At 43.3% G+C, this 26,414-nt stretch carries 43 protein-coding genes; 42 read left to right on the forward strand and 1 reads right to left on the reverse strand.

From position 1 onward, the window contains the following. The first annotated feature begins 3 nt into the window (after positions 1–3). From CSV72_RS02020 to CSV72_RS17105, 18 genes are all read left to right on the forward strand, one after another. A complete protein-coding gene (locus CSV72_RS02020) occupies positions 4–672 on the forward strand; it encodes a Rha family transcriptional regulator (protein WP_099676874.1) in 669 nt (222 codons plus the stop codon). Between the two features lie 155 nt (positions 673–827). After that, the gene (locus tag CSV72_RS02025) at positions 828–1,109 is read left to right on the forward strand and encodes a helix-turn-helix domain-containing protein (protein ID WP_158232119.1); all 282 of its coding nucleotides are present in this window, start codon (positions 828–830) and stop codon (positions 1,107–1,109) included. A gap of 12 nt (positions 1,110–1,121) precedes the next feature. Continuing rightward, positions 1,122–1,403: a hypothetical protein gene (locus CSV72_RS02030; RefSeq protein ID WP_099676876.1), complete on the forward strand. Its 282-nt coding sequence runs from the start codon at positions 1,122–1,124 to the stop codon at positions 1,401–1,403. A gap of 175 nt (positions 1,404–1,578) precedes the next feature. After that, the gene (locus tag CSV72_RS16635; protein WP_158232120.1) at positions 1,579–1,761 is read left to right on the forward strand and encodes a hypothetical protein; all 183 of its coding nucleotides are present in this window, start codon (positions 1,579–1,581) and stop codon (positions 1,759–1,761) included. Further along, positions 1,748–1,873 (forward strand): hypothetical protein, encoded by a 126-nt coding sequence (locus tag CSV72_RS17100; protein WP_255407576.1) that lies wholly within the window; start codon positions 1,748–1,750, stop codon positions 1,871–1,873. The genes CSV72_RS16635 and CSV72_RS17100 overlap by 14 nt, the downstream gene beginning before the upstream one ends. Beyond that, positions 1,873–2,019, forward strand: a complete 147-nt coding sequence (locus CSV72_RS16830; protein WP_199170034.1) for a hypothetical protein — start codon at positions 1,873–1,875, stop codon at positions 2,017–2,019. Before CSV72_RS17100 ends, CSV72_RS16830 begins: the two co-directional genes overlap by 1 nt. Before the next feature lie 94 nt (positions 2,020–2,113). Then, positions 2,114–4,093 carry an AAA family ATPase gene (locus CSV72_RS02040; RefSeq protein WP_099676878.1) on the forward strand — a complete coding sequence of 660 codons (1,980 nt, stop codon included), beginning with the start codon at positions 2,114–2,116 and terminating at the stop codon, positions 4,091–4,093. Position 4,094: 1 nt separating this feature from the next. Further along, the gene (gene bet / locus CSV72_RS02045; RefSeq protein ID WP_099676879.1) at positions 4,095–4,814 is read left to right on the forward strand and encodes a phage recombination protein Bet; all 720 of its coding nucleotides are present in this window, start codon (positions 4,095–4,097) and stop codon (positions 4,812–4,814) included. Beyond that, positions 4,815–5,516 (forward strand): MBL fold metallo-hydrolase, encoded by a 702-nt coding sequence (locus CSV72_RS02050; RefSeq protein WP_099676880.1) that lies wholly within the window; start codon positions 4,815–4,817, stop codon positions 5,514–5,516. Between the two features lie 28 nt (positions 5,517–5,544). After that, positions 5,545–6,354, forward strand: a complete 810-nt coding sequence (locus CSV72_RS02055) for a DnaD domain-containing protein (protein ID WP_099676881.1) — start codon at positions 5,545–5,547, stop codon at positions 6,352–6,354. Positions 6,355–6,366: 12 nt separating this feature from the next. Beyond that, positions 6,367–7,176 (forward strand): ATP-binding protein, encoded by an 810-nt coding sequence (locus CSV72_RS02060; protein WP_233191045.1) that lies wholly within the window; start codon positions 6,367–6,369, stop codon positions 7,174–7,176. A gap of 11 nt (positions 7,177–7,187) precedes the next feature. Beyond that, positions 7,188–7,337: a pilus assembly protein PilO gene (locus tag CSV72_RS02065; protein ID WP_099676882.1), complete on the forward strand. Its 150-nt coding sequence runs from the start codon at positions 7,188–7,190 to the stop codon at positions 7,335–7,337. Then, positions 7,334–7,831, forward strand: a complete 498-nt coding sequence (ssb, locus tag CSV72_RS02070; protein ID WP_099676883.1) for a single-stranded DNA-binding protein — start codon at positions 7,334–7,336, stop codon at positions 7,829–7,831. Before CSV72_RS02065 ends, ssb begins: the two co-directional genes overlap by 4 nt. Positions 7,832–8,052: 221 nt before the next feature. Then, positions 8,053–8,385 (forward strand): MazG-like family protein, encoded by a 333-nt coding sequence (locus CSV72_RS02075; protein WP_199170047.1) that lies wholly within the window; start codon positions 8,053–8,055, stop codon positions 8,383–8,385. Positions 8,386–8,508: 123 nt separating this feature from the next. Then, positions 8,509–8,676 (forward strand): DUF6011 domain-containing protein, encoded by a 168-nt coding sequence (locus tag CSV72_RS16835; RefSeq protein ID WP_199170035.1) that lies wholly within the window; start codon positions 8,509–8,511, stop codon positions 8,674–8,676. Beyond that, positions 8,676–9,194, forward strand: coding sequence for a Holliday junction resolvase RecU (locus CSV72_RS02080; RefSeq protein WP_099676884.1), 519 nt, complete (start codon positions 8,676–8,678; stop codon positions 9,192–9,194). The genes CSV72_RS16835 and CSV72_RS02080 overlap by 1 nt, the downstream gene beginning before the upstream one ends. Further along, positions 9,182–9,379 (forward strand): hypothetical protein, encoded by a 198-nt coding sequence (locus CSV72_RS02085; protein ID WP_099676885.1) that lies wholly within the window; start codon positions 9,182–9,184, stop codon positions 9,377–9,379. Before CSV72_RS02080 ends, CSV72_RS02085 begins: the two co-directional genes overlap by 13 nt. Before the next feature lie 429 nt (positions 9,380–9,808). Continuing rightward, complete coding sequence (locus CSV72_RS17105; RefSeq protein WP_255407577.1) at positions 9,809–9,943, forward strand: DUF7167 family protein; 135 nt, start codon at positions 9,809–9,811, stop codon at positions 9,941–9,943. A 45-nt stretch (positions 9,944–9,988) separates the two neighbouring features. On the opposite strand, the gene CSV72_RS02090 is transcribed toward CSV72_RS17105, so the two are convergent. After that, positions 9,989–10,399, reverse strand: a complete 411-nt coding sequence (locus CSV72_RS02090) for a helix-turn-helix domain-containing protein (RefSeq protein WP_158232121.1) — start codon at positions 10,397–10,399, stop codon at positions 9,989–9,991. Between the two features lie 73 nt (positions 10,400–10,472). Between CSV72_RS02090 and CSV72_RS02095 the strand changes: the two genes are divergently transcribed. From CSV72_RS02095 to CSV72_RS02205, 24 genes are all read left to right on the forward strand, one after another. Continuing rightward, the gene (locus CSV72_RS02095; RefSeq protein ID WP_099676887.1) at positions 10,473–10,667 is read left to right on the forward strand and encodes a DUF6877 family protein; all 195 of its coding nucleotides are present in this window, start codon (positions 10,473–10,475) and stop codon (positions 10,665–10,667) included. Beyond that, a complete protein-coding gene (locus CSV72_RS02100) occupies positions 10,643–10,876 on the forward strand; it encodes a hypothetical protein (RefSeq protein WP_099676888.1) in 234 nt (77 codons plus the stop codon). The genes CSV72_RS02095 and CSV72_RS02100 overlap by 25 nt, the downstream gene beginning before the upstream one ends. An 82-nt stretch (positions 10,877–10,958) precedes the next feature. Continuing rightward, the gene (locus CSV72_RS02105) at positions 10,959–11,150 is read left to right on the forward strand and encodes an XtrA/YqaO family protein (protein ID WP_369802873.1); all 192 of its coding nucleotides are present in this window, start codon (positions 10,959–10,961) and stop codon (positions 11,148–11,150) included. Next, the gene (locus tag CSV72_RS02110; protein ID WP_099676890.1) at positions 11,147–11,434 is read left to right on the forward strand and encodes a hypothetical protein; all 288 of its coding nucleotides are present in this window, start codon (positions 11,147–11,149) and stop codon (positions 11,432–11,434) included. The genes CSV72_RS02105 and CSV72_RS02110 overlap by 4 nt, the downstream gene beginning before the upstream one ends. A 57-nt stretch (positions 11,435–11,491) precedes the next feature. Further along, a complete protein-coding gene (locus CSV72_RS02115; RefSeq protein ID WP_099676891.1) occupies positions 11,492–12,430 on the forward strand; it encodes an HNH endonuclease in 939 nt (312 codons plus the stop codon). Between the two features lie 166 nt (positions 12,431–12,596). Then, a complete protein-coding gene (locus CSV72_RS02120; protein ID WP_099676892.1) occupies positions 12,597–13,310 on the forward strand; it encodes a hypothetical protein in 714 nt (237 codons plus the stop codon). Positions 13,311–13,406: 96 nt separating this feature from the next. Continuing rightward, entirely contained in the window at positions 13,407–13,562 is a 156-nt protein-coding gene (locus CSV72_RS16640) for a hypothetical protein (RefSeq protein ID WP_158232122.1), read from the forward strand. Next, positions 13,559–13,756, forward strand: coding sequence for a hypothetical protein (locus CSV72_RS02125; RefSeq protein WP_099676893.1), 198 nt, complete (start codon positions 13,559–13,561; stop codon positions 13,754–13,756). Before CSV72_RS16640 ends, CSV72_RS02125 begins: the two co-directional genes overlap by 4 nt. A gap of 14 nt (positions 13,757–13,770) precedes the next feature. Next, positions 13,771–14,202: a helix-turn-helix transcriptional regulator gene (locus CSV72_RS02130; protein WP_099676894.1), complete on the forward strand. Its 432-nt coding sequence runs from the start codon at positions 13,771–13,773 to the stop codon at positions 14,200–14,202. Between the two features lie 177 nt (positions 14,203–14,379). Then, a complete protein-coding gene (locus CSV72_RS02135) occupies positions 14,380–14,658 on the forward strand; it encodes a hypothetical protein (RefSeq protein WP_099676895.1) in 279 nt (92 codons plus the stop codon). A 241-nt stretch (positions 14,659–14,899) separates the two neighbouring features. After that, a complete protein-coding gene (locus CSV72_RS16840; protein WP_199170036.1) occupies positions 14,900–15,736 on the forward strand; it encodes a hypothetical protein in 837 nt (278 codons plus the stop codon). Next, the gene (locus tag CSV72_RS02145) at positions 15,726–17,045 is read left to right on the forward strand and encodes a PBSX family phage terminase large subunit (RefSeq protein ID WP_099676896.1); all 1,320 of its coding nucleotides are present in this window, start codon (positions 15,726–15,728) and stop codon (positions 17,043–17,045) included. The genes CSV72_RS16840 and CSV72_RS02145 overlap by 11 nt, the downstream gene beginning before the upstream one ends. Beyond that, positions 17,038–18,552 (forward strand): phage portal protein, encoded by a 1,515-nt coding sequence (locus CSV72_RS02150; RefSeq protein ID WP_099676897.1) that lies wholly within the window; start codon positions 17,038–17,040, stop codon positions 18,550–18,552. Before CSV72_RS02145 ends, CSV72_RS02150 begins: the two co-directional genes overlap by 8 nt. Further along, the gene (locus CSV72_RS02155; RefSeq protein ID WP_099676898.1) at positions 18,539–19,525 is read left to right on the forward strand and encodes a hypothetical protein; all 987 of its coding nucleotides are present in this window, start codon (positions 18,539–18,541) and stop codon (positions 19,523–19,525) included. Before CSV72_RS02150 ends, CSV72_RS02155 begins: the two co-directional genes overlap by 14 nt. Positions 19,526–19,622: 97 nt before the next feature. Further along, positions 19,623–20,804: a hypothetical protein gene (locus CSV72_RS02160; RefSeq protein WP_099676899.1), complete on the forward strand. Its 1,182-nt coding sequence runs from the start codon at positions 19,623–19,625 to the stop codon at positions 20,802–20,804. A gap of 18 nt (positions 20,805–20,822) precedes the next feature. Beyond that, a complete protein-coding gene (locus CSV72_RS02165; RefSeq protein ID WP_099676900.1) occupies positions 20,823–21,215 on the forward strand; it encodes a DUF2190 family protein in 393 nt (130 codons plus the stop codon). A gap of 14 nt (positions 21,216–21,229) precedes the next feature. Then, a complete protein-coding gene (locus CSV72_RS02170; RefSeq protein ID WP_099676901.1) occupies positions 21,230–22,291 on the forward strand; it encodes a phage major capsid protein in 1,062 nt (353 codons plus the stop codon). Between the two features lie 16 nt (positions 22,292–22,307). Beyond that, a complete protein-coding gene (locus CSV72_RS02175) occupies positions 22,308–22,673 on the forward strand; it encodes a hypothetical protein (RefSeq protein ID WP_099676902.1) in 366 nt (121 codons plus the stop codon). Positions 22,674–22,692: 19 nt separating this feature from the next. Then, entirely contained in the window at positions 22,693–23,058 is a 366-nt protein-coding gene (locus tag CSV72_RS02180; protein WP_233191046.1) for a hypothetical protein, read from the forward strand. Position 23,059: 1 nt separating this feature from the next. After that, positions 23,060–23,485, forward strand: coding sequence for a hypothetical protein (locus CSV72_RS02185; RefSeq protein ID WP_099676904.1), 426 nt, complete (start codon positions 23,060–23,062; stop codon positions 23,483–23,485). Then, positions 23,485–24,324 carry a hypothetical protein gene (locus CSV72_RS02190; protein WP_233191047.1) on the forward strand — a complete coding sequence of 280 codons (840 nt, stop codon included), beginning with the start codon at positions 23,485–23,487 and terminating at the stop codon, positions 24,322–24,324. The genes CSV72_RS02185 and CSV72_RS02190 overlap by 1 nt, the downstream gene beginning before the upstream one ends. Then, complete coding sequence (locus CSV72_RS02195) at positions 24,314–24,547, forward strand: YqzN/YkzM domain-containing protein (RefSeq protein ID WP_099676906.1); 234 nt, start codon at positions 24,314–24,316, stop codon at positions 24,545–24,547. Before CSV72_RS02190 ends, CSV72_RS02195 begins: the two co-directional genes overlap by 11 nt. Before the next feature lie 5 nt (positions 24,548–24,552). Continuing rightward, a complete protein-coding gene (locus CSV72_RS02200; protein ID WP_099676907.1) occupies positions 24,553–25,947 on the forward strand; it encodes a phage tail sheath subtilisin-like domain-containing protein in 1,395 nt (464 codons plus the stop codon). 16 nt (positions 25,948–25,963) lie between these two features. After that, a complete protein-coding gene (locus CSV72_RS02205; RefSeq protein ID WP_099669197.1) occupies positions 25,964–26,407 on the forward strand; it encodes an endoglucanase in 444 nt (147 codons plus the stop codon). Positions 26,408–26,414: the final 7 nt, after the last annotated feature.

Consider the following 26,414-nt stretch of genomic DNA (forward strand, 5'->3'; position numbering starts at 1 on the left):
ATTGTGAATGAACTAAAAATAATTTCGGCAAACGGTGAACTTGTAACAGAAAGTCGTGAAGTTGCAGAAATGGTAGATCAGCAGCACAAGGAATTATTGAGAACCATCCGTAGTTATATAGGAGTTTTAACCGGCGCAAGTTTGCGCTCGTCGGATTTCTTTATTCCGCATACGTACCAAGATGCAAAAAAGGAAGTCCGACCGTGTTTCTTACTTACGAGAAAAGGTTGCGACATGGTAGCGAACAAGATGACTGGTGATAAAGGGGTTTTGTTTACAGCCGCTTATGTATCTCAATTCGAAAGAATGGAAATGGAGTTAAGTTCTCCTAGGCCACTAACTGAAAAAGAGCAATTAAAAGCATCTATGAGACTATCACTAGAAACATCGGAAGAAGTGGAAGCGATAAAAGTGGATGTTGCCCAGCTGAAGGACAAGGTAGAGAACCAGATGACATTGGATTATGGGATGCAACGAAGATTACAAAGAGCGGTGGGCGCTCGGGTTTATGAAATCGAAAGCGATGATCAAGCAAGAAGAAAATTGTTTCGTGAACTATATCGAGAAATTAAAGACCGTTTTGGTGTTGCTTCATACAAAGATGTTCTACGTAAAGATTTACAATCAGCAATCTATTATGTAGAGGCTTGGATTCCTAAACGGATAGCTTAGAAGTGATCTAGCGGAGCGGAGGGGCTTGCTCCACTAGATTCAGAGGTTGCTTACGAAGCGTAACACGAGGGTTATGAGTGGGTCTATAAATAGATTACAACATCCTAGATAAATAGTGTATGTCAATTCGACATATTGAAAAAGGGGGTGAGGACATGGACTATGGTGCAATATTACGAGCTTGCCGGAAGCGTAAGGGGTGGACACAAGAAGACCTAGCAGACGCTTTATGTATCGAACAGGCAGATATATCAAGAATCGAGAACGATCGCAAAGAACCACCGATGTCACTTTTTCAGAAGTGGGCAATAGTGACAGGCTCAACAGACGTACTGGTCGCGTTTATCGCGGGTATGGAAGGCATGACGATCTTAGCTAACATTTTATCAGTAACAGGGACAAGTATTATCGGCGGTTTTATCAATCTACTTATATAGGAGGAAGTCACAATGAATTTAAAAGACTACAAGGAAGCAGATATAGAGGCGGTACTGGAATTAAAGAGAGCGGCGTTAGGTTATATCGAAGAGATTGAAAAGGCAATTTGGACAGATGATATGTCAGCTGCTACTGGTTCAACATTAAAACTCTATGAGTCTTTGCAGAGAGTGAGAGTTAAGAAGGATATCAAACGAAATGAACGGAACATGCAGCTACTGATTCAAGAATTACAAAGCAAAGGTATTAACATTACGGCAATAAAAAAAGCCGATCAGCGCTTCCGACGCTAAACGGCAAACAAGAATTTATGTACTTTCAGTATACCACAGATTAGGAGCTTTGGCTCCTATCAAGAAGCTCAGATTGGTTGGTTAGCCATTGGATCATTTCCACTGTGAATTGGAACTCACAGACCTGGTCTTCTTGATGGGATTCACATCCATCGAATAGAAAGGAGTTGATGACATGACGGAATACGGACATTTGTTATTGATCGCGTGCTTGCTTCCAGTCGTTGCATTCATGATCGGCACCTTATGGGCGGACGCAGGCCATCAACTTAGAAAGGAGCGTGAAGAAAATGACAACGTACCAGTGGGAAATAGTGTTTATGCAAGAAATCGATTCGGTCTACGTGATGACATTTGAAGACTGTGTGTTAGCTGCAGCTCAAACGTATTACGACAACTACGGCGATCACATGAAAGTCTATGCGATTCGTAAAGACGCGGAAATTATTCATTTTGAGGAGGCAATCTAATGGGTGAATTTGCAGACATGATGATCGGTGGAGTACTTTGCCAGTTTTGCGGAGAGTATATCGGCAATGAAGTCGGCTACCCACAAACGTGCAACGACTGCCACCATGAGTTGTCAGTTGCGGAAGTTGAAAAAGAACAAAAATAAAACCCGCTGTTAGAGCAGCGAGTTCGGGGTTTCGAAATATTAACTAACTTGAATTATAGTACGGAACCCCATAAATGACAAGGAGGCAACAATCATGAAGAAAATTAAAATGCTCAATTTAACGCTTAAAAACTTTAAAGGTATCAAGTCACTTGAGTTAGATGCAGAGGGTAACGATTTGAAAGTGTACGGTGACAACGCTACAGGGAAAACTTCAATATTTGATGGCTTCCTGTGGTTGCTTTTTAACAAAGATTCGAATAACAAAACGGACTTCGCAATCAAAACGTTGGTAGACGGAAAAGAAGTGAACAACCTGGAGCATGAGGTTGCTGCTACGTTCACCTTAGACAACGCGCCTCTTTCTTTACGCAAAGTGTACAAGGAGAAATGGACGAAGAAACGTGGCGCTCCAATGGCTGAGTTTACGGGTCATGAAACTCTCTACTATATAGACGCTGTTCCAGTAAAGAAAAAAGAGTACGAGGAGAAGGTTGGATCCATCGTAAAGGAAGAAGTGTTCAAACTGCTCACGAATCCACTCTACTTTAATGAGCAAGTCAAATGGCAGGACCGTAGAGCGACACTGCTTGAAGTATGCGGCGATGTGGAGCTAGAAGATGTATTAGCATTCAATAGCGAATTGAAAGACTTACCAGCCATCCTGAAAGGTCGGACTATCGAAGATCACCGTAAAGTGATTGCGTCCAAACGTGCAGAAATCAACAAAGAGCTCGACCGCATTCCGGTACGGATCGACGAGCTGAACAATGCGAGTGGTGAGTTGGTAAGCACTCCTGAACAATTGCAGGTGGAACTAACAAAAGTAGAAACTGAAATAGATGAAGCGAGTGCTCAAATCAACAACATTAAAAACGGCGCAGCGGTCACGAACAAAAAGAACGATTTGCGCAAGATTGAAATGGATCTCGAATCAATCAAGCGTGAACTGGAATCAGAAGCGACTGACAAAGGGTACCAGGTGACTGCGAAGATCCAAGAAGAGAAATCCAATCAATCGATTATGCAACGTAAATTGGACGATGCGAAACACCGAATTGAAGTAGGTGAATCAGATATAACAGAGTTCGACAAGAAGCTAGTGAAGTTAAGAGAAGACTTCAATCTGGAAGACGCCAAGCAGTTCGAACATAAAGAAGCGTGTGAGTGCCCGACGTGTGGACAGGAACTTCCAGAAGAGCAACTGACGGTTGCAAGAGACAAAGCAATCGCGGAGTTCAACACGAAGAAGTCGGGAGAATTAGAGCGCATCCAAACGCTTGGAAAGGCGATTGCGTCGGATAAAGAAGAAACGTTGAAGCGAATCGCTGAATCAGAGAAGGTTATCGCACAACTGCAAGAAGACGTTGCGAAGAAGGAAGAAGCGATCAACAAGCTAAACATCCAGCTGAACGAATTACGCGATGAAGTAAAGAACGCCCGAACGAATCCTAAGTACACGGACAAAGTTGCAGAAATGTCTACTACTCAGGCGGAAATTAAGTCGTTAGAAGCAAATGCGTCTGAAGCGGCAATGGAAATCGAGAAGGAAGTAGTGGACCTCAAAACAAAACGTTCTGAACTCAATTCTCAAATTGCGGCTCACGATCAAGCGAAAGCATCTGCAAAGCGGGTCGCTGAACTGGAAGAACAACAGAAAGAATGGGCTACTGAATTTGAGAACTTAGAACGTGAACTATATCTCACTGAGCAGTTTATCCGTTCGAAAGTCGAGCTACTGGAAAGCAAGATCAACAGCAAATTCAAGTATGCGCGATTTAAGTTGTTTGCTACACAGGTGAATGGTGGTCTGCAAGAGATTTGCGAAACTACGTATCAAGGCATCCCGTTCTCAAGTGGTCTAAATAATGCGGCTCGTATCAATGTAGGAATCGACATCATCAACACGTTATCCGAACACTATGGCATTCAAGCTCCTATTTTCGTTGACAACGCCGAGGCGGTCACGAGGATTGAAAATACAGATTCCCAGTTAATCAGTTTGGTTGTCTCAGAGCAGGACAAGCAGTTGCGAATTGAAACACAACAAAATGACATGATGGAGGCTATTTAATATGACTGGACTAATGGAAAGACCTATGCAATTTGAAGTAAACGGTGAAACGGTAAAGTTATCAGGGGCAATGGTGAAGGACTATTTGGTACGAGGTAATGGAGACGTATCAGACCAAGAACTCGTAATGTTTATGAATCTATGTAAGTTTCAAAAGTTGAATCCATTTCTAAACGAAGCGTACTTAATCAAATTTGGCTCACAGCCAGCGCAGATCATCGTATCGAAAGAAGCGTTTATGAAACGTGCCGAGAACCACCCGAAATATGAAGGGTTTGAAGCAGGCATCATTGTCGAGCGAAAAGGAGAACTGGTAGAAGTTGAAGGTGCTGTCAAGTTAACCGAGGACAAGTTAATTGGTGGATGGGCCAAAATTTATCGATCAGATCGAAAGAAACCTATCACAACGAGAATCAGCCTGGATGAATTCTCAAAAGGACAAGCTACATGGAAAGCAATGCCACTCAACATGATTCGTAAGTCGGCAATCGTTAACGCACAACGTGAAGCGTTCCCTGACACTCTAGGTGCCTTGTATACAGAAGATGATGCATTGACACAGACGGAGCCGAGAGACGTTACACCGAACGTACAGGAAGAGATTAAACAACATGCTAACACCGAAGAGCTAGACTTCGTGCCTGAAACTGGAGAAATCATTGAACCGGAACCACCCGAAAAAGTACTCGAGCCTGTTACATCAGAAGGTCCAGGTTTCTAAATGATTGAGATTACAACACTCGCAACAGGCAGTACGGGGAATTGCTATCACATCACAGACGGCCATTCCTCGCTCCTCTTGGAGTGTGGCATTAAATTCAAGTCGATACAGAAGGAGTTGAACTTCCAAACTAGCAATATAGCAGGCGTATTGGTATCACACGAACACAAAGATCACTGCAAGGCGGTACAGGACGTTGCAGACCGAGGGTTAGACATTTACATGTCGCAAGGCACAGCGGACGCTATCGGCATTCAGCATCATCGTATACGGCCAGTTACATGTAAAGAGACATTCAAGGTTGGCACATGGACGATATTACCATTTGACGTCCAGCATGATGCAGCAGAGCCATTCGGCTTCTTAATTGCTAATCAGGAAGATGACAAGCTGTTATTTGCAACAGATACCTACTATATCAAGTACAAGTTTTCGAATCTTACCCACTTGATGATCGAGTGTAACTACTCGCAAAAAATACTAGAAGAAAATGTGGAAAGCGGTCGCGTTCCGGAGTTCTTGATGAACCGAGTGATGCAATCGCATTTCTCGCTTGAAAATCTATTAGTCTTTCTGAAGGCTAACGATCTATCAAGAGTTCAAGAGATTCATTTGCTTCACTTATCGGATTCAAACAGTAATGAAATCGAATTTAAGAAAGCGGTACAGGCTGCTACTGGAAAGTTAGTGTATGTAGCATAAAAACAATTGGTGAAGGAGGGACTGTCGAGTGGCAGGATGGATAAGTTTACACAGAAAAATAATGGACAACCCCATATATTCCAACGCCAATATGCTGAAGCTCTGGATCCATTGTTTGATGAAAGCTACTCATACAGAACGTGATCAATTGATAGGCAATCAAATGGTGAAATTAGAGGTGGGACAGTTCGTAACCGGAAGGCATGCGTTAGCGGAAGAATTCAACAAAGGTGCAAAGAAGGATGAAATTATTTCACCTTCTACGTTATGGAGATGGCTGAATAATTTTGAGCAATGGCAAATGCTGAACATCAAAAAAACAACGAAATACAGCGTGGTTACAATAGTTCAATGGTCAGAATATCAGCACAATGGACAACAAGTGAACAACAAATGGACAGCAGATGAACAACAAATGAACAGCAAGCGGACAACAGATGAACAGCAAGTGAACACAAACAATAATGTTAATAATGCTAATAACAGTAATAAAGATTCTACTACTATATCAACAGACGGATTCGGAACAGTCGCTCAAATGTTCGAAGCAAATATATGCATGCTTTCTCCAATGCAAACAGAATCGCTCGGCATGTGGTTTGACGACTTTAACGAAAATCAGGAAATCATAACAGAAGCGATACGAACTGCAGCTGATCGGAATAAGAAAAGTTACGGCTTTGTTGAATACCTTTTGAAAGAGTGGGCCAACAACAAACTGACTACTCTGGACCAAGTGAAATCTCACGAACGAAACAAGTTCGGTGGCAAAGTGCACAAGTTCGAACCACAGACAAAACGAAAGACAGACGGTTATGACTACGACTATGGATTCTAGGAGGGATGACGAATGAAAAGCATCCAGGAAGTAATGCAATCGCAATTTACCATGAACGTACTAGACGAATATGACTGCGAGGGTTGCGGTGAAAGAGTGCAGCTGTCGGAGATCCCTATCATGGGCGGTCCAGACAAGGGAAAAGTTGAGCGCTTCCCGATTGGTTGCAAGTGTAAGGACAAGCCTATTGCTAAATCAGTTGTCGAGAATGAACAGAAAGCCAAGATGAATCAAGCGAAAGATATGTTCGATCAGAATTCACTGGTGAACCAATCACTGATGAAAGCATCATTCGAAAATTACTATCCGACTTCTGCAGAACTGGATAAGGCTCGGAATACCATCTTTAATTTCGTGGATGAATTCGACAAGGGGATAGGCGACAGCCTATTGATTGCTGGAACATACGGAACAGGTAAAAGTCACTTGTCCTTCTCGGCAGCTAAGAAGTTAATGCAAGACGGTCACACGGCATTGTTTCTGTCAGTGCCGAAACTCTTCACGAAAATCAAGGAGACATTCGGCAACCGTTCGGAATTCAGCGAGAATGACCTACTGGACTATATCGCAAGCGTAGACCTTCTGGTCTTGGATGATTTGGGAGCGGAGTACACGAACTTGAAAAGCGGAGCAGACAACTGGGCACAGACGAAATTATTCGAGGTGATCGACAGCAGGGCCGGAAAGAGCACAATCTACACCACTAACCTGTCCAGCAAGGAACTCGAAGTGAAGGTCAATCCAAGGAACTTCTCTCGCATGATGGAGAACACAGAAATAGTGAAGATGAACGGCAAGGATTATCGAAAGAAAGATTTTTAGGAGGATGCAAAATGATATGGACAAACAACAGCGGGATTTACTCAGTTCCCATGCCTGACAAAGTGGACAAGCAGAAAATTAAACGGGAAATGGATGAACTGGAACAGCGACTACAAGTGGCGGAAGCGGCAATGGCGAAGCGAGAGGGGATGACGGCGTGATACACCGAGTGGTATTAGTTGGCCGTCTCACTAAAGATCCAGAATTAAAGTATACGCAATCCGGAATCGCGGTATGCAGGTTCACATTAGCCTGCAACCGTCCCTTCAAAAGTGAAGGCGGCGAACAACAAGCAGACTTCATCCAGTGCGTCGCGTGGCGCAAGCAAGCTGAGAACGTAGCAAACTATCTGCGTAAAGGTAGTCTCGCAGGGGTTGATGGTCGTATCCAGACCGGATCATTCGAGGGGCAGGACGGCAAGCGTGTCTACACAACTGAAGTCGTCGCAGACAGTACGCAGTTCCTTGAACCGAAATCGAACTCATCGGGAAACTCGAACAGTTCAAATAACACACAGCAAGCTCCACAGCAGACGAATCAAAAAGAACAGACAAATACTCAACCGAACTATCAGACGGGTCAAGGTGGGTACGGTGGACAAGCACAAGCGTATGATGTGCCGCCTAACGTCACAGATGATGATCTTCCATTTTGAAGCTATGAAACTTTGAAAGGGGTCAACAACATGACATTGAAAATCAGAAGTGGAAACAGTAAGGCTATACGAGCAATCAAAGCAGAGCAGTCGCGGAATGTATCGAAAATCATTGAATGCCGCATCTGTGGACAGGAGCAAGTCGCACAGGTACACAGCTATTGTTGCACCAGTCGATTGTGTTCGGATTGCGCGAATCGAGAATTTAGGGGGACAGTTAATTGAAACAAGAAGAAATGCTAATGGAAGTAGTTAATCAGGACGTAAAAAACGAACGTCACAGACAAAATGAGAAGTGGGGAATTCAGCGCCATGAATATGGCAACTGGCTCGCTATCCTTGGAGAAGAGTTTGGCGAAGTGTGCCAGGCAATTCAACAGGGTAGTGTCGCAAGCAAAGAGACAGACGCGGATGATTTGTACACAGAATTGATCCATGTGGCTGCAGTTGCTTCTGCTATTGCGGAACAAGTGATGGAAGAAAGAGAGCGTGGTCGAAATGGCGATGACAATGATCAAGGTCGATCACAAGAAAAAGCTGTACATTCATGGTGACTTGAACGCTCGTGAAATTAGAGAGTTAAAAAGAGAAGGGTGGCGCGTTGATTTCAAACGTGCTCCCTCTATACCTAACGATCAGGTAAACAAAAACGGAATACCCGTGGAAGGATATACATCATGCAAAAGTGTAAACGATGCAACAAACCGCTCAAAACATCAGAAAGCATCAAAGTCGGGTTCGGCCCGATCTACAAGAGGAAACATGATGAAGCGGAAGCGGAGTTCTTGAAACGGCAGATTACGTTGGATGAAGAACTAGCGTATCAACTGAAGGTGGCGAGGTAATGGCGAAAAGTCGAACACATGCGAATCGGGGAATGCAGCTAGAAAAATTGATTGAAGCAACCAACAAAATATATCGAGCAACTGGATTTGCTGATGTAAAGAAAGTACCTACACCGGTGAGGATTACGAGCAATAAAGGTGGACGGATCAACGGCATGGTCGTCAAGGGTGATCTAGTCGATTTTGTCGGGGTGTGCCAGGGGCGAGCGGTCATCTTTGACGCAAAGCAAACGTCCACACGGACCAGCTTCTCACTTTCAAACGTAGCGGCTCACCAGTATGAAACCTTGATGTCGTGGTGGAAGCAAGGAGCACATACATTCATCCTTCTGTATTTTTCAGAACGTGGCGAGCATTACATGTTGGACATGCGGGTGCTGAGTACGTACTGGGAGAACGCACAGCAGGGCGGCAGGAAGTCGATTCCGTACGATGTGATTGCTAACCAATGCGAACTGTTGCAAGCCTCAGAGGATTATCCACTGCATTATTTGAAGGCGTTGGAATGTGTGATATGACTCTGGCGGGCATAGTAATTGGTGCGTTTTGGACAATCAGCGTAATATTCGCGCATCGTAAAGGATATTTGGACGGTCATCATGACGGCTGGCAGATAGGACACAAAGAAACGAAAGCTGCCACTCATGAAGTTATGGAAAACATAAAAAAGAAAATTGAAGAGCGAGCGAGGAAAAAGAAATGACAGAAGTTTATCTGGCAAGCGGTTTGATCTTTATTACCGCGTATGTATTTGGATTCATCAAAGGTAAGCAGGAGTGACGTGATAGACACATGATGTGCAATTAGCCGAAATGAGGTGAACTAAAAGAAAGTTTAATAAAAACGCTGCATTTTGGAATTATGTTTAACTTTCCTTTTGAGCCAAACCAACCCGATTTTTTAAAAATCAAGTTGGAACCATTTTATATCATTAATTTACCGAATAATTCAATGAATAATAAAATGATTTTTATAACAATCAGCTTTGTTCCTAAGGTCATAAGTCTCACCTCGCTTTGCGTTTATTAGTATGTGCAAATTTAGTTTAAATATGTTTCTAGGGAGATTTTTGACCATTTGAGAACCTGCGAATTAATGAGAGGTGAAAAGCGTGTGAAAATATATATTTAGTATGAGCATTGCAGCGGGAGTTGTCTTTGAAGAAAAGATGGAATTTCCTGATGCCGTTACTGATGAGGAAGTTGAAGAAGAATTTAAAGAATGGGTTTGGAATCAATTAGATGCCAACTGGTATGAAGTTGATTGATACACGTTCCGACCAAACAATACAGGAGTAAAACGAAAAAGCGAATTAACTCCTGTATTTTTCAAGCGCCAGACGAATTGTTTCTCGATGCTTCGGACCAATGCCTGGAACCTTCTTCAAATCAGCACCTAACAGATCCCTAATGGTATCGGTTTTCTGGTAGTAACATCTCCTCAAAGGATAGAAGACTGCTGGTGGAAGGTCGAGTAGCTCGATGGGATCGTCCAGTGGATCTTCCGGTAATGCGGCTGCTTCGTAGATAAGCACATTGGTTATAGCCGTTAACTCTAAGGCAGCCATGATTCTGGCAAGATGAGGTAGCGACACACGCTCCACTTTTCCGTTGGCTAGATTGTAGACCGTTTCGTAACGTATTCCAGTGATGCGAGCTAGTTCATTCACAGAAATATTCCGGCTCTTCAAGACTTGATCAAGAACAATTTTGATTTCTGACATGGGTAACATTCCTTTTGTTTTTAATACATTATAACAATTATCCGGATAAACGGATAGATAGAAAGAGTGAATTATGAATCCAATCTATGAAATTAACAGACTGGCAGATCAGTTACCGCTGGCAGTAGTACAAGACTTACACAAACGCATAGCGGACTGGCTATCATCTGGCGGTAACTATGATGATCCGTACATGTTTCAGCAGTTGCGGTATGCGCAGAGAGTAGCGAAGGAGGGAGTCAAATGGTCAGCGCTAGAAACGAACTGACGATCTTGATTCTAGATGATATTGAAATCAAGTGGACATGGAAAGAAAGTGAGTTACTTCATTTTCGCGAAATGTGGAATGACGGTGTGCCGATTAATGACTTGGCTAGGGAGCTGAAAACAAATAAGCGGAGTGTTGCATTGCTCGTTATGGATCAGGAGATGAAGGGTGAGATTGAGCAGCGGAGATTTGGGTTTTATGGGAATTGAAGATTTAAGCAAATAAAAAAGACAGAGATTTCTCCCCGTCGTAGCTGACATTATTGTATCACATGGAGGGGTCCTGGTGAATATGGAAAATTTGTCGATTGATGGGCAAGGTAGGTTAGAAATTGATATAATGGCATTACCAATGAACTGTGTTGTGGTGATTTCGGAGGGTGTTGCGAAAGTGAGAGAGTTACCAGAGCATGGTGAATATAAGATTGTGACGCACCAGGGGAAAGTTCGGCGGATGCGGAGGGAAGAGGGGGAAGAGTTTTGAATGGTGCAGAAATAAAGTTTTACAAAGATCGCAGTGGGCTAATTGCAAAAGCTGATGTAAGACGTTTTATCGATAGTGACGAAATTTCTGAATACACAATTACTATCGGATCTGAGCTTGTGGTTAAACCTATGAATAAACAAAAATTAAAGCATCGAGATAGGAGAGTCAAAGTGCTTAGTTTTAACTTAAGTGATACTTACGGTGAAAGGGTTAATATACAGTTTTTAGATAATAATCGTAGAGGAATCATCGAAATAAGGGACTTAGAAAATTTCAGATAGAATAGAGGACAGTAAACACCGGTATGAAGTTAAGCGGAGGGGAGAGGGGGAAGAGTTTTGAGTAATCCAATCAAGTGTATTTTTTGTTTAGAAGATAAAATAGGGAGCGAAGAACACATTTTTCCAGATTCAATAGGAGGGGTATTAGTTTTTAACGAAGTATGTACTAAATGTAACAATGAGTTAGGGAGCAAGGTAGACACTCACCTCATAAATCACTACTTAATGCAATTAGCAAGACTTACAAAAAAAATCAAAGGGAAAACAGGAAAAATACCAAACCCATTTAGAGAAGGGATGCTTGAGGGAAAAAGTGAGTCTAAAGTACATTATAGATTTAACGATGATGGAGACCCGGAATCTGTTTACATTGTGCCAAGCCAAGAATTGTCTGAAGACGGAGCTAGCTTGAAGATTTTAATAGATCGAGTAGATGAGCATAAATTACCCGATATCATAAATAAAACTTTAAAGAGAAGAGGATTGCCATCTTTAACCAAAGAAGAAATTGATGAAAAAAAACAGTATGAAATAATACCTGATCCAAAGATAAATTATAAACCAAGTGTGGACACAAACTCTTATCGTAAAGCCATAATCAAAATTGTATATGAACTCACTTATTATTGGCTCGGAAAAAAATACTTAGACGATACAATGGGAAGTCGACTAAGAAATTATATACGTAGCGACGCTATAGATGTAGATGGAATTTATGGAAATGCAGTTATAGTTGATAAGAGTTTGGAATCTGATAACTTTTTATATTTGCTAGCAAATGAAGATAGTCATATTGGTATGCTGTTAATAGACGGCAATAATATTTATTGCACTGTAAACCTTTTTAATACTTTTCAAGGTAGCTTTTTAGTAAGTGAAAATGCAGAAAATTATCCTTATGCCGATAATAAGTTTTTAGAGAACGATGTACTAAATGAACAGGTGAGAGAATCGGCATATGAAACTGAGTTACTTCGCAGAGGTTATTTTGAATAGCAAAATTAATATTGATTGACACAGTCCTCCTAACTAACTAGAGGACAATAATTGATTACAGCATTGCGCTACGTCATTTGTTGTTTCGAATGGAGCATGATGAATATAAGATTGTGACACATTAGGGCAAGATTAAGCGGATGCGCAGGGAGGAAGGGAAAGAGTTTTGAAAAACGACAATTCAAGTATTATTGACTTTCAGGCGATAATAAAAAAAGCTTTCGAGGAGTTTAAAAAAGAGGCAATCCGTGACTATGATGAGTTGCTACGGAACTTCGATAAGCATAGTGCTATTGCTATCGAAAATAATGTTAAGGACGGATGGGGATTGATGGATTCTTTTACTCCGTCTGAATACTTAACACCGATGGATTATGATACAGAAAAAAGAGACGAATACTTCCTCAATATCTTTGAAAGACCGGATGATAAAATACTGCAAGTAGAGTTTAAACGAATAATTAAATTTATGGGGAATGGTTGGAATGAAAGTTTAACTGAATGTTTAAGTGCAATAGAAAAAAATAAATATAGAACTGTTATTCCATTTTTAATATCAATACTGGAAAGTGTAATGAATAAAACATTAAACAGAAGCAGAACTCTTTATGGAACTCCACTCAGGGAGGCATATAGCAAGAAAATCAGCATTTTACCAGAAGATCTTACTAAGCAAAATGCTATTAAAATACTGGGTATATTTGATAACTATGTCTTTAAAAACGGCATTTATCACCATAACCAAGTCCCTTTATTTAATCGGAATTTAATACTACATGGGAATGATAAACCTGATAGATGGAGAAAAATAGATGCTCTGAAATTAATAACCTTGATTTCGAGCTTAATTTCTGTGGATGAAGAGTTAAAAAAACAATAAGTCCCCCTGGCCAACCAGAGGACAACATTTGATTGCAGCATTGCGCTGCGTCATTTGTTGTCCTCTTTTTTGTTTTCAAAAAAGGAGTGAATGTGAATGGTTATAGCATTTGAAATTGTTTTACTGGTAATCATGTTGTTTTCCGCTGTGGTAGTTGCTGGTGAAAGAGAAAATTCTAGCGCGAGAGACGTGGTGCTTACAGTTTTCATAGCTAGTACTGCAGCTTTTATTGCGAGTGTGATGTTGTTATGAAGAGTCTTCAAGAACAACTTAGAAAGGTAGTTGAATTTCAGCAACGCGAAAGAAATAGAGAGCGTATTAATGCGAAAAGCGAAAGAGAAAATAAAAAAGTAGAACAGATGAATCAGGGTGATTGGGAAGAGATTATGGGAATTAATCGAGATACTTACAGACGTGGACCAGGCGGGGCAATTCGTAGACGATAAGAGGGGGAATCAGCATGACGGAAAAGCAAATTGAGGAACTTTTGAAAGATTATCATTGGATGGTCAATTCTGTCCGAGTTATGCGTGAGAATTTACAAGAGGTAGGCGGGAAATTAACTGCACAATATGGAATTGAAGCCGCTATGCCGAAAGCTCAAGGTGGATCTAGTGACCCTGTATACACAGAAGTCGTTCGTCGGTCTAAGCATTTCAAGACGATTGAAGGATACGAAAACAAAATTAAGCTGATCCAGCAGCATATCTACATCATTCACGATACGCGCGAAAAAGAAGTATTGCATTGGATACTGGAAGGCAAAGGGTATTCGTGGATTGCAAGACACATGGGATTATCTCACACGCATATCAAAAGATTCTTCTCTTCTATCGCTAAAAAGATTTCTAAAGATGTTCAAGATGTTCAAAACGTTCAAAAGTGCATTTAGTTCAGAAGTTTGCATATGCAGAAAAAAGTTTTATAGTTTGAGGGGGAGGTTTGGAGGGGGTGGGTGTTGCAATCCGCTAACTTTAAACCTTTAAGACATTTCCTTGTACATAATGATTGATAAAAAAGAGGATATTCACCTTATTTGACGAATATTGTCAGCAAGGAGGTGAATCTCATGTCAGACATTCAAAGAGATCCTGAAACGGAAGCTTTTATTGAAACTCAAGAACATGCTGATTTATTTAGATTTATGAGAGATGTATTTGAAAGTTTAGAGGATTACGATATTGATTATGATCCCGAAGTGGATGACCCACTAGCAGCTATGTCGGCTGTAGCAAGCGATAAATTTGAAATACCGCACCGGCAAGCAATGGACATTTATGTGGATATTCAAAACAAGCTAACTGAACACTTATTAAAATTAAGAGGGAGTAACAAGGACAAATTATGAGGGGGCCTATAAATTATACAGGCAGACGATTTGCTAGAGAAGTTGCAAATAATTACTCAAGAGGCAGGAGAAATAACACGCCGCCTGACGGTTCGGGTTGTTTAAAAGGCTGTCTAGTAGCAATAATAATTTGGTCGGTAATGTTGCTAATGGCAACTTGTTCCACCTGATGAAATACGTAGCATCTCTTCGGAGGTGCTTTTTCTATGCCTGAAAATATTGGAGGCGGAAGTGATGTAGAATGCCAAATTGGGAAGAGATACAGAGAGAGTGGGAAACGACTAAGATTACACTTGCCGCATTGGCTGAAAAGCATGATGTGAAGCTGGGTACGTTAAAGAGCAGAAAGAGCCGGGATAAATGGTTGAGGAATGCTCCTAAAAAGGATGCAACCATACAGAAAGATGCAACCCCAAAAAAGAAGGAGGTTGCAACCGGAAGGACGTCTTCTGACGATGATGTTAAAAAGAAATCTTCATCTACTGGAAAGAAGAAAGAACAGAAGAGAAGGAGTGGCAACCCTAACCCTTCCAATCAATTTACAAAACGGAACAGCACAGCAGTAACGCATGGCTTGTTCGCTAATTATATTAATGATGAACAACGAGAGATAATCGATCAGATGCAGACGCTGACATTAGCTGAACAGATATGGACACAAATAGAAATTAAGTTCTCTGCAATTATCCGCATGCAGAAAATTATGTGGGTAGATGACGAATGGGATCACTTGAAAGAAGAATCAGGAAGCAGCCAAGGGATAGACGGTGACAGTGTTTCATACAAGGTAATCTATGCACATGAACGTTATGAATCATATATCAAAGCGCAGACCAGGGCCATGGCGGAGTATAGGAATCTTGTGAAGCAATACATCGAACTGACAGACGAGTTTGACGAACGTAGATTGAAGTTGGAAGGCATGCAGCTCGATATCGAAAAGAGAAAACTCGAACTCGGCAACCTACGCGGTGATACAGAGGGCGATCCGCATGCTCAAGGCAGTAGCTATGAAGATGCATTGAATGCTCAAACGGAAGATGTATTTGCGGATGAGGTGATGGACGATGAAACGTAAGAAGTCCACGTCTTTCAAATTCCGTCCGTTTAGCCGTAAGCAAAAGAAGCTCCTAATGTGGTGGACTGATAAGAGTCCATATAAAGACCACGACATGATTATATGTCACGGCTCCATTCGTTCAGGTAAGACGGTCGCGATGATTGATTCATTCGTTACCTGGTCGCTTGCCAAACATCAGCACCAGAACTTTATTATTGCAGGTAAGTCGATGGGTGCTTTAAAGCGTAACGTACTGGAGCCGATGTTTCAGATATTGACCGCTAAAGGCATTGATTACCACTATCATCGTTCAGGTGATCCTTACGTGCAGATCGGAACCAATACGTACTATCTGTTCGGAGCGAACAATGAAGCAAGTCAAGATACACTCCAAGGTTTAACAGCTGCAGGTGCTTATCTGGATGAAGTAGCGTTATTCCCTCGGTCGTTTGTTGACCAGGCTATCGGTCGTTGTTCTGCTGAAACGAATGGGAATGGCGGTAAATTGTTTGTAAACTGTAACCCAGCCGGACCGTACCATTGGTTTAAAACGGAATTCATTGATAAAGCGAGAGAAAAGAAGATATTCGTTCTGCACTTTACGATGAACGACAACTTATCTTTATCTGAACGTGTCAAACAGCGTTTCTATCGTATCTATTCAGGAGTGTTCTTCCAGCGGTACATACTCGGCATGTGGGTCCTTGCAGAAGGTATCATCTACGACATGTTCAACGAAGACGAGCACGTCATTGACGAGTGGCCAATAGACATCCATGACTATCAAGTGGCGATTGACTATGGAACGAAGAATCCTACGGCATTCGTGCTGCAAGGCATTCATTATGATACGGATGGCGTGGCTACTTATTACAATCTGAAAGAGTATTTCTACGATGGTCGCGCTGAAGGTAAGCAGAAAACAGATAACACATATTACGAAGATCTTGAGACGTTTTGCGATGGGTACACCACTGAGGTGATTATTGACCCGTCAGCAGCGTCTCTTATTGCGTTGATAGAAGAAAGAGGCGTGCTGTCAGTAACCAAAGCGGATAACGCTGTACTGGATGGCATACGGACCGTATCCCGATTGATATCGGAACGAAGGTGCCTGACGCATCGTAGTTGCATCAATCTATTGCGCGAGCGTACTTCCTATGTATGGGATGAAAAAGCATCCAGTCGTGGCGAGGACAAGCCTGTTAAAGACTTTGACCACGTAATGGATGCAGAGCGATACGGAATATACACAAAGGAAAACAGAGGTGTTCGCTTGGACGACTACACTGCTGCACTTATGAGGGGGGCGAGAGTACATGGCTAAATGGAGCCAAACAATTAGTGGTGAAATATCGAAGTTGCGGTCACGTCTTCTCCTTCCTTTCGGATGGGGCGGCGTAACGACTGGCGGACTGGGTGGTAGTTATAAGTTAGATAGCAGCAAGGTAGATTATGAAATAACCAAACAACTGTACTTCAATACACATGATGAGTATAAATTAGGTGCCGGATTTGCCAAGCCGATCATCAACAATACAGTCGGCTTCATGGGAGTGCCGCAATACAAGATATCCGACAAGGATGCACAAGAGGTTATCGATTCGTTCTTCGAGAATAATGTATCCAATTTGCAACGTACCCAGCGTGATTCGTTGCGTGATGGCGATACGTACGTATGGATTACGAGAGAAGAGGAAAATGACGTTTCTTTGTATCCAGAAGAAAAAGTACGGTTGATTTACAACATCATCCCTCCTGGACAGATGAAGGATATCAAGCGAGATCCAATGACTGGTGTCGTGTTGGAATACGTATTGGAAGTAGAGCATCAATGGGAGAATGAGCAGGGCGACAAGAAACGCGCCACAGTCATCCAGCGCATCCGACGCGGCGAACGTGAAGTCGAAATTGACGGAGATCAACCGCTGGACATTGAACCTGGCATCGAAACGACTCCGTGGGACTTCATTCCAATCGTTCACTTTAAGAACGAAGGTGACGAAAGCTTATACGGTCAATCTGACTTAGAACCAATCGAACCATTCTTAAAGGCGTATCACGATGTCATGCTTCATGCGATGCAGGGTAGTAAGATGCACAGTACACCTAGATTGAAGTTGAACGTAAAAGATGTAGCAAAGTTTATGCGTAACAACTTCGGTATAACGGACGTCGCTGCATACTACAAAAAAGGCGGTACATTGGATTTGGACGGAAAGGAGCTCTTGATATTCGCCGAGGATGAAAATGCCGAGTTTATTGAAGCTCGCTCGGCCACTGGAGACGCTAAAGAATTACTGAAGCTTATCTTCTATTGCATCGTGGACACTTCTGAAACTCCTGAATTCGTGTTTGGTGTGCATACTTCATCCAGTTTATCGTCCGTTAAAGAGCAAATGCCTGTGCTCATCCGGTCAATCGAGCGGAAGCGTGAGCACTTTGCAGATAGCTGGAAGCGTCTTGCTCGTATCGTTTTGGCAATGACAGCGCAAGCGGAGAACAAGACGTATGAAACGTATGCAACCGAATTGCAGTGGGTCAACGTGGATCCTCGTACAACCAAGGAAATCAGTGAGGAATTGCTGAATACTGTTAACGCCTTGATCTTAGGATTGAATAACAATATTATAAGCGAGAAATCCGCTATCAACTTCCTAGCAAAACAGATAGATACGATGAATGAATACGAAGAAGAAGAGGGCGAGAGTGAAGTAGATCGTATAAAAACTACTCGAATCAATCGACTTCGAATGCCTGACAGCGATGACTTGGAAGGACAATTGAAAGAAATACAGAAGCGACTGAGCGGTGCTGCTAATGACGAAACGTAGAATATACGCGTTATCTGGTAATAGCACATTCGCATTGGAAGCTCGCAAACAACTGATTGAATTGCTTTTGCGACAAGATAAAGCTATCCAACAACTATTCATTCAGAACGCTGATGAGTTGGCCGCTGAAATCCGGAAGTATGAAGTGTCAGGCAATGCCTATCAGCTGAATGAAGTAATTGATAAGCTATTGCAGCAACAAGCAAGCAAACTGGAGGAAGGATTAACGCTTATCCTTCTGGACGGTTTACAAGCGAGTATTGAAGCGGGCATCCATCAATCTAAGCAAGCGACATTGCGTGTCCTGAATAGAGCGGGGATTGATTGGAAGCCGATGGAGCGTTCATTCCTCCGTCAACATACTAAAGCGGTCGAAGCTATGGAGACAAGAACTATCAAAGGTTTGAATCTATCAGATCGCATTTGGGGACAAAGCCGCAAGACGAGAGATGCTATCGGTTCCGTCGTCCGTGAAGCTATCGCGACAGGTGAACATCCATACCGTGTAGCTGAAATGCTTGAGCAATATGTCCGAAATGGTGCTGGATCATTGGTGTCGGACTATCCCAACATGATCGAACGTTTGGAAGGTAATATCCCGATGAACCTAAGCTATGAATCATTACGACTTGCAAGGACGGAAATGGCAGCCGCATTCGGTGAAGCAACCCGACAAGCTGCTGAACTCAATCCGTCCAACAAAGGAATTCAATGGAGTTTATCTAACGCGGGAGTCGCTTGTGATAAGTGCATTGGTATTGCTGGTCATAACGAGGGCAAAGGTGAAGGTGTGTACTCGCTTGAAACCTTACCTGAATACCCAGCACATCCGAATTGTTTGTGTGATTTGTCAGAAGTGACTGAAGGTGTTGAGGACTTCGTAGACCGATTAATTGAGTGGATGGCGAATCCGTTGGAACACCAAGATATTGAGCGATGGTATCAGACGGTTTATAAGACGGAGGATATTTAGGAGGTTTCAACATGATTCTAATTATTTCATTACTAGCACTCATTGCATCAGTGGCAGTGTTTATGATTCAAACGCTTGATTGAAAGGAGGTGAGAACATGAATACAGCTATGATCTGCGGAGAAATGGCGCAGACAGCCAAACAAATTTTTCAGCTTTTTGGAAACATGGCAGGAGAAATGAGGGTTGAAGATATCGCCACCGCTCCATCTGTCAACGTGGAAGAATTGAAGAAAGGCGACACAGATCCGCTCGAAGTCGTCGTAGAGATTCCGGCAAGTAAATCTAAGCGTGGCTGGAACTACAAAGGACAATCCTTGCAAGACATCGTCACAGCGGTCAACAGTAGCACGCTCAATGGTTTCCTTGGACATCAAAAGCCAGAGGACGTCAGCAATCAGTTCTTGCCTCCAGTAACCCATTGGGTCGGAGCGAAAATGGTTGGAGAGATTGCATACTTTCGGGGCGTTGTGGATTCGTCAGCTACAGATTTAAAGCGATGGATTCGGTCCGGTCGTATTAAGCAAGTTTCTATATTCGGTCGTCCTAAATTACAACGCTCCGGCAAAGAAACGAACGTGGTCGGATATGAGCCTATGAGCATTGACTGGACGCCATTAGATCGAGCGGGAATGAATACTCGCATTGTCGCCATGAGTGGTGAGATGTGGGACTTGGACGGTGAAGGCCCGACAGGTGAAATGAATGATGATAAGGGAGGTGCTGGCATGAAGCCAGAAGAACTACTAGCAGAACTAAAAAAGATGATGAATAACAAACAGATCACCGTGCCGATGATTGCAGGTGAAATGGATTGGAAAGCTGAGCAAGTAGCGACTGATATCGATAAAGAATGGGCTGCAGGTGTCACCGAGTCTGTCACTAAGCTTCAAGAAGTCGAGAAAGCGTTAGGCGTTTCAGGTGAAATGGACGTAATCCAAGTTGCCAAGGATGCTGCAGTTGCGATTAAAGCGCAAGAAACAGCGGGCTTTGAAAAGATGGTCGGCGAAATGATGGAAGAGAAGGTCAAGTCTGAAGTTGTTCGCAAAGAGTTGAACGATCCAAAGACAACCATTGGCAAGATGTGGGGCTACCACTCTATCGGATTGAATCCAGAACAGACGAAAGAAGAACTAGCTGGAGAGATGGATAAGTTCTTGGCTGATGAAGTAGTAAAGGGTCTTATCAGCAATCAGCACACAGACAAGCCTGCAGGTACAGGTGGCGGTAACGGCAATACCAATGCACCAAAATACAAAACAAAGCGCGTATCGCTTTAATAAGGAGGAAAAATACACATGGCAGAAGCAAGAGCGATTCCAACAACTACGCACACAGCGTATCGAGCTAAAGTATCTGACGGTAAGTCCGTCCGTGTAACAGTCCCGGCAAGCACTACAATCGAGGCTGGTCATTTCTACGAACTAGACGGTTTCTTTGGTACGGCAATGCAATCAGTGGTGACAGCTGTAGGAGAAACAGACGAGGTTATCCTGAACATCGAGCAAGCAGAATTTGAAACGGATCAAATTCAAACAACTAAAGCATTTCCGATTGGTGCATCTATTTACTTTACTGGTGGCAAATTTACACCAGAAGACGGCACAGGAGCAAATCGTTTAGTCGGACGAGTAACATCAGCTAAAGATCAAAATAACGTAATCTGGTTCATTCTCGGACCACAGGTATAAGGGGGATATAGACAATGACAATTCGTACACACTCAATTGATTCATTAAAAGAAAAACGTCGTGAAGGGACTATCGAATCCGAAGTCTCTTTTTTGTTTGATGGAAAAGAAGAAACTGTACCAAAAAAGATTGTAAACGGTGAAATGGAAGTAATCGATATCGGCAAACCTATCGGTGAAATGATGACGTCTGAATCGTCTCGTAAAGAGTTGATCCAGAAGGTTGTTCTTGATGTAGAACTTGGACGTGAAGAAGTTCCTGTTCTGTACAATCCAATCTACGATACACTGACGGACCCGAACTTCCCGAAGGAATTCGAAGCGAAGTGGGCACAATCTGGAACGGTTGTATTCTTCGAGCACCTTGAAGGTGAAGAAGTTAAGTTCGGTTCATTGCAAGCGGAAAACGGTCCTATCGCACGTCTGCAAGGATATGCGGCCGGATTCGAGTACACGAAGGAAATGCAAATGTTCAATCAAATGTTTAACTTCGAGATTCTGAACAAGGCATTTGGCGAAGCGCACAACGCAATGCTGAACCACCTTCATTTAGGTCCGATCATCAAGCATTCGTACAAAGCCGGAAACAAGACGGCGGCGGTATATGTGAAGCCTGATGGTAATGCAGGCACATCTGGTGACGCTCATCACATGTTGTCATTGCGTGCAACGTTGCGACAAGCATTGAAAGATGCACGTGTGGCTAAACGTCCTGGAACAGTTCTTCTCGCTAACTCAGCTGACAAAGAAGATATCCAAGAAGCGCTTGGTAGCATGACATTGCAAGCTACTCCGTATGGCGCAACAAGCGGCATTTTGGACATCATCTACTATGATGGCTGGGAAACTTCAGTCGCTCGTAAATCTTACGAATACCCAGGTGTCCCGCAAGGTAAAGCGTACTTAATTCGTCCTAAGCGTGGATTCAAGGAGCTTGTGAAACAAGGTTTGCAGGTGCAATCGACAATCGGTGATCTATCTCGTCTGGTGGAAGCGCAGATCGTCGGAGACTTCTGGCGTGGAGTATTTGCCGCTGTTGATGAAAATGTTCAAGAAATCACATTCCCTGGCCAATAAGAAAGGGGTGGTTTGAATGATTCCGACAGTATTGGATATCAAACGTCTGCGATTAATGGTGAACGATCCACTTCCCAACAACGAGGGGTTAATCCCCTTATTCTCGGATGAAGAACTGGCGCTCATGTTTTCTGAACATCAAAGCATCTATGGATTAGCCGCTGAAATATGGGCCATTAAGGCAGGTCTGATTGAAGGGGATATCCAGTCATATACAGCTGGTAACGAGAAGTACGATCTGACATCCATGAAGGATCGCTACACTCACGCATTGGCTATGGTGAAGATGTATAAGGAAAAGGAAGAAGAAGTGTTGGTTGACGTTGAAGATGAAACGAACGGATCTATGATGTTAAAGTTCCGCATACCGGATGTGATGTGACATGCACGCTATTGCAGAAATGCGACGCAAACATACGCAGTGGAGCATCCGACAAAACCCTTTGGAAATTATGATCAAACGCAAAGAGCGAATAAATATGGGCGGGTACATGGATGAAGTGGAATCCGTTACCGGTCCTTTTGTCGTGCGCATTTTCTCGACTTCCGGAGGTTCGATGCAAGAAATATCTACGCTTGCAGGCACTAAACAAGTTGATCGTTACTTCGGACTGCTCGCCGACTTTGCCGCGGACATCAGAGCAGGAACCCTTGTAACCGATGAATTTGAAGCAATGGGCATGATATTTCAAGTTAAGTCTATCTATTCACAAAAGATAGCAGGAGAAGTAGTCGGCTATCAAGGTGAACTAGAAAGGGTGACATGATATGGCGAAGTTTCAAGCAAAAGAATACTTGGATCGTAAGAAAGCCGGCATGTACCTTCTAGGGAACACGATTGGTAAAAACCTAGAAGGTACTGCAAAGGGCGGAGCGCCCTGGACAGACCGGACGGGTAACACTAGACGCGCTATTCATGGCGGTGCCGACGCTACTACTAATGGAGCTGTCATCTATCTAGCGCATGGAACGATGGTCGGAACGTATTTGGAAGAGGGTACAGGTATTTACGGACCTCATGGGAAACCAATTGTGCCTATTCATTCAAAAGCTTTACGTTTTACTGTTGGCGGCAGTCAAATATTCACGAAGTCTGTGAAGGGTATGCCGAAACAGCCGATCATAGAACCTACAGCTTTAGCAGCGTTACCCATGATTGAGGAACAAGTTATCAAGTACTGGGGGTCGACTTGATGCGTGAAGAAATACGCAACATGTTAATTGCTTCAGTGCCCTTGGTGAATGGCGAAGTGTGGGAACCGTCTGCTGCAGGTCCTAAAATGCCGAAACCGTCACTGGTTTATCGGGAAGGACCGCAAGAGACAAGCGAACCATATGCCGCCTTCACTTCGCTGTATGAAGTGTGGCCGTATGTTAAGCGTACGACTTTCAAACAGGTCGATGCGATATCCAAACAAGTCATAAATGCACTGCATCAGAAACGCTTTGATGTGGCAGGCGTTCCGCATTATGTGGAATATGTCGGTACCGCGTCAGAGGATATCGTAGATCAAGAGTGGGATGCGCTGACAAGAGGCTTACGCTTCCAAGTGTATTCACTTGCTTGGTTAATGCATTCGCCTATCGAACCTGATCCAGTTACAGCACTACAAGCGTGGTCAGCGAAGAAGTTTCCGACTTTGCAGACTAACCCGACGTTGTGGTCACCTTCTAATTTGGAGCCTGCGCTGTATTGGCGTGTGGAAGCGACAAGGAAGGTCGAACCGATGAACTGGGGTGCTTGGGTGACAATGCAGTTGAATGGCCATGTGATCGCTCCTGATGTTTCTGTGAGACGTCCGTTTGTGGATGGAGTAACTAGGCAACTGGCTATCGATCACAACATTCGGATGTCGGACGATTCGAAGATGCGTCTCCTGTCTGTTTCCGCGGATGACGGCTACGATCCATTTCGCCAAGGGCAAATAAAAATAGAAGTGAAATTCGGTGTGTTACGAGAACCTACGGTCTATCCGTTCTTAAAACACGCTTATTTTGATTCTGAAAGAGGAGGGGAAATACATGTCGAATGAAAAAAACAAAAAAGAAGTAGTGAAACAAGAAGTAATTCAAGCGGCAGCACGGCCGTTGGCGGTAGAAACTTTTTACACGCGCGAAGAAGTTAAAGCTACACCATCTGCTTTTGGTGTAGATGCAGAAGTGCTTGCTGGTGCGCTTTTTGGTGTAGAGGGCGACAAGCTAACGCGTTCACAAGTCACAACAGCGATTGAAAAATTCAAAACTCGGAAGGTGTGAATTAAATGATTGGAGCAATGTTTAAATTAGGAGAGCAAAAAGCTCGTCCAGGCGTATTTGTACGCTGGTACAACGCAGGTGGATACGCTCGTTATTCACGTCCTTTGGGAGTGGGTGCCGCTGTAATCAAGTCAAACTGGGGTCCTGTTGGCAAACTGTTCACGGTTGAAAGCGGCGACATGGTTAAGGAAATGGCGGGCACTGGAGATGGTGCCGATGTGGTCAAGGAAATTTTCGAAGGTGGAGCGTACTTCGTAAACACGGTTCGAATCGGCACAGGAGGCACGCCTGCTACTTTATCTCTTGCAGCTGAAACTCTCAAGACTGTCGAATTGCAAACTCTGTATCCTACATCTCGTTTGTTTTCGGTGACAGTTCGCGAAGCGCTTGATCCGACGAACAAGGAGTTGATTGTATTCGAAGGCGGTCGCCAAATTGAATCCATAACGTTTGCGGCTGGGGAAAACGAAGCACTTTCATTAGTTGCTGCGATTCTCGCAAAAAGCAAATTCCTCACAGCGTCCACAGACTCCGCTGAATCGACGACGGTGACAGCTGTAGTGAACAGCCCGTTAATTGGTGGAAAAGATCCTGAAACGGTAGCTGAAAACTACACAGATGGATTCAAACTAACAGAAACGAAGTTCTACGACTCTATTACGGTAGATTCAGAAGATCCGGCTATTCATGCGGCACTTCATGCATTCGTTCGTCGCAAGATTCGCGAAGGTTACCGCATGACTACATTCGTTGGTGAAAAGCCGACTGTCGACTTCGAAGTGCGCAAGTCTCATGCTAAGGCGTTCAATGATTTCGCTGTCGCTTACATCGGGAATGGGGTTCGGACAGCGACAGGCGTACTCACGGGCGCTAAAGCGGCTGCACGAGTGCTCGGTATGTTTATATCCGGATCGTACAAATCTAGTTTGACGGGTAACACGATTACAGGCGGTATTGGCATCGAAGGTGAGTTGACTGCTAATCAATACAATGAAGCGGCAACGAACGGCATGATGGTATTTAGCCTCAATTCAGATGGTATCCCTCAAATTGATTACGGCATCAATACGCTCGTGTCGCTTGGTGAGGATGAGGATGAAGGATGGAAGAAGCTTCGTCGCGTTCGTACTCGTTATGAGTTGATTGACCGCATTACAGTTAAGATTCACAAAGCAATGTCGAATAACATCGATAATAGCGCGAACGATCGCCAATTTGTTTGTACGCTTGCAAACGGCGAAATCGGACAAATGATTCGTGAAGGCGGGCTTGAGTCCGGTGAAATGATCGTGGATCCAACAACTGCACCTGAAGGCGATTCTGCATGGTTTACATTTAATAACCTGGTCGATCTGGACGGGCTTGAAAAAGCTTATCTTGCATTCGGATTCCAGTACTAATAGGAGGTAATGAAGAATGGATGGACGCTACGTATTTAGAGATTGCGTTCCAGATGGCGACGTTGTACTTGCAAACGTCGCTCCTGGTGACGTATTAAACAGAGAATGGACGTTTCGAGCGAACTTGCCACCAGAGGTTCAGGAGGCAATTGATGCAGGGGAATTTGATCCGCGAAACATTTTAACTGGTAAAGATGGAGAGTTATATGACGAAGACGGTAACTTCCTTGCTGAAGTAAACACGTGGCAGATGGCTGTCGGCTTCACGAACACCGACTACAACCCAGCAGGAAAGAAAATTGTGTGGGCAGTACCAACAAACTACACGATCACGTTAACGTTTACTGAAACAATCATTCGTGATTCCATCATGTTGCAAAAAGCATTGATCGGATTGAAAGACCGCTCAAAAGGCGCGAACTTAAACTTTACTGGCGTGTTACGCACAGACTTCGAATAATAGGGGG

Source organism: Sporosarcina sp. P20a, from assembly GCF_002743175.1.
Classification (GTDB): Bacteria; Bacillota; Bacilli; order Bacillales_A; family Planococcaceae; genus Sporosarcina.

Coding starts and splice junctions, on each gene's coding strand:
- CSV72_RS02180 (WP_233191046.1), top strand. CDS start 22,693: ATGCGACGCAAACATACGCAGTGGAGCATCCGACAAAACCCTTTGGAA.
- CSV72_RS02190 (WP_233191047.1), top strand. CDS start 23,485: ATGCGTGAAGAAATACGCAACATGTTAATTGCTTCAGTGCCCTTGGTG.
- CSV72_RS02060 (WP_233191045.1), top strand. CDS start 6,367: ATGAAAAGCATCCAGGAAGTAATGCAATCGCAATTTACCATGAACGTA.
- CSV72_RS02105 (WP_369802873.1), top strand. CDS start 10,959: ATGGAAAATTTGTCGATTGATGGGCAAGGTAGGTTAGAAATTGATATA.
- CSV72_RS02150 (WP_099676897.1), top strand. CDS start 17,038: ATGGCTAAATGGAGCCAAACAATTAGTGGTGAAATATCGAAGTTGCGG.
- CSV72_RS02155 (WP_099676898.1), top strand. CDS start 18,539: ATGACGAAACGTAGAATATACGCGTTATCTGGTAATAGCACATTCGCA.
- CSV72_RS16835 (WP_199170035.1), top strand. CDS start 8,509: ATGCAAAAGTGTAAACGATGCAACAAACCGCTCAAAACATCAGAAAGC.
- CSV72_RS02160 (WP_099676899.1), top strand. CDS start 19,623: ATGAATACAGCTATGATCTGCGGAGAAATGGCGCAGACAGCCAAACAA.
- CSV72_RS02175 (WP_099676902.1), top strand. CDS start 22,308: ATGATTCCGACAGTATTGGATATCAAACGTCTGCGATTAATGGTGAAC.
- CSV72_RS02170 (WP_099676901.1), top strand. CDS start 21,230: ATGACAATTCGTACACACTCAATTGATTCATTAAAAGAAAAACGTCGT.
- CSV72_RS02185 (WP_099676904.1), top strand. CDS start 23,060: ATGGCGAAGTTTCAAGCAAAAGAATACTTGGATCGTAAGAAAGCCGGC.
- CSV72_RS02090 (WP_158232121.1), bottom strand. CDS start 10,399: ATGTCAGAAATCAAAATTGTTCTTGATCAAGTCTTGAAGAGCCGGAAT.
- CSV72_RS02050 (WP_099676880.1), top strand. CDS start 4,815: ATGATTGAGATTACAACACTCGCAACAGGCAGTACGGGGAATTGCTAT.
- CSV72_RS02130 (WP_099676894.1), top strand. CDS start 13,771: ATGACGGAAAAGCAAATTGAGGAACTTTTGAAAGATTATCATTGGATG.
- CSV72_RS02065 (WP_099676882.1), top strand. CDS start 7,188: ATGATATGGACAAACAACAGCGGGATTTACTCAGTTCCCATGCCTGAC.
- CSV72_RS02200 (WP_099676907.1), top strand. CDS start 24,553: ATGATTGGAGCAATGTTTAAATTAGGAGAGCAAAAAGCTCGTCCAGGC.
- CSV72_RS02095 (WP_099676887.1), top strand. CDS start 10,473: ATGAATCCAATCTATGAAATTAACAGACTGGCAGATCAGTTACCGCTG.
- CSV72_RS02030 (WP_099676876.1), top strand. CDS start 1,122: ATGAATTTAAAAGACTACAAGGAAGCAGATATAGAGGCGGTACTGGAA.
- CSV72_RS02205 (WP_099669197.1), top strand. CDS start 25,964: ATGGATGGACGCTACGTATTTAGAGATTGCGTTCCAGATGGCGACGTT.
- CSV72_RS02195 (WP_099676906.1), top strand. CDS start 24,314: ATGTCGAATGAAAAAAACAAAAAAGAAGTAGTGAAACAAGAAGTAATT.
- CSV72_RS16635 (WP_158232120.1), top strand. CDS start 1,579: ATGACGGAATACGGACATTTGTTATTGATCGCGTGCTTGCTTCCAGTC.
- CSV72_RS16840 (WP_199170036.1), top strand. CDS start 14,900: ATGCCAAATTGGGAAGAGATACAGAGAGAGTGGGAAACGACTAAGATT.
- CSV72_RS16640 (WP_158232122.1), top strand. CDS start 13,407: ATGGTTATAGCATTTGAAATTGTTTTACTGGTAATCATGTTGTTTTCC.
- CSV72_RS02080 (WP_099676884.1), top strand. CDS start 8,676: ATGGCGAAAAGTCGAACACATGCGAATCGGGGAATGCAGCTAGAAAAA.
- CSV72_RS02100 (WP_099676888.1), top strand. CDS start 10,643: ATGGTCAGCGCTAGAAACGAACTGACGATCTTGATTCTAGATGATATT.
- CSV72_RS02135 (WP_099676895.1), top strand. CDS start 14,380: ATGTCAGACATTCAAAGAGATCCTGAAACGGAAGCTTTTATTGAAACT.
- CSV72_RS02165 (WP_099676900.1), top strand. CDS start 20,823: ATGGCAGAAGCAAGAGCGATTCCAACAACTACGCACACAGCGTATCGA.
- CSV72_RS16830 (WP_199170034.1), top strand. CDS start 1,873: ATGGGTGAATTTGCAGACATGATGATCGGTGGAGTACTTTGCCAGTTT.
- CSV72_RS02040 (WP_099676878.1), top strand. CDS start 2,114: ATGAAGAAAATTAAAATGCTCAATTTAACGCTTAAAAACTTTAAAGGT.
- CSV72_RS02025 (WP_158232119.1), top strand. CDS start 828: ATGGACTATGGTGCAATATTACGAGCTTGCCGGAAGCGTAAGGGGTGG.
- CSV72_RS02085 (WP_099676885.1), top strand. CDS start 9,182: ATGTGTGATATGACTCTGGCGGGCATAGTAATTGGTGCGTTTTGGACA.
- CSV72_RS02125 (WP_099676893.1), top strand. CDS start 13,559: ATGAAGAGTCTTCAAGAACAACTTAGAAAGGTAGTTGAATTTCAGCAA.
- CSV72_RS17105 (WP_255407577.1), top strand. CDS start 9,809: ATGAGCATTGCAGCGGGAGTTGTCTTTGAAGAAAAGATGGAATTTCCT.
- CSV72_RS02145 (WP_099676896.1), top strand. CDS start 15,726: ATGAAACGTAAGAAGTCCACGTCTTTCAAATTCCGTCCGTTTAGCCGT.
- bet (WP_099676879.1), top strand. CDS start 4,095: ATGACTGGACTAATGGAAAGACCTATGCAATTTGAAGTAAACGGTGAA.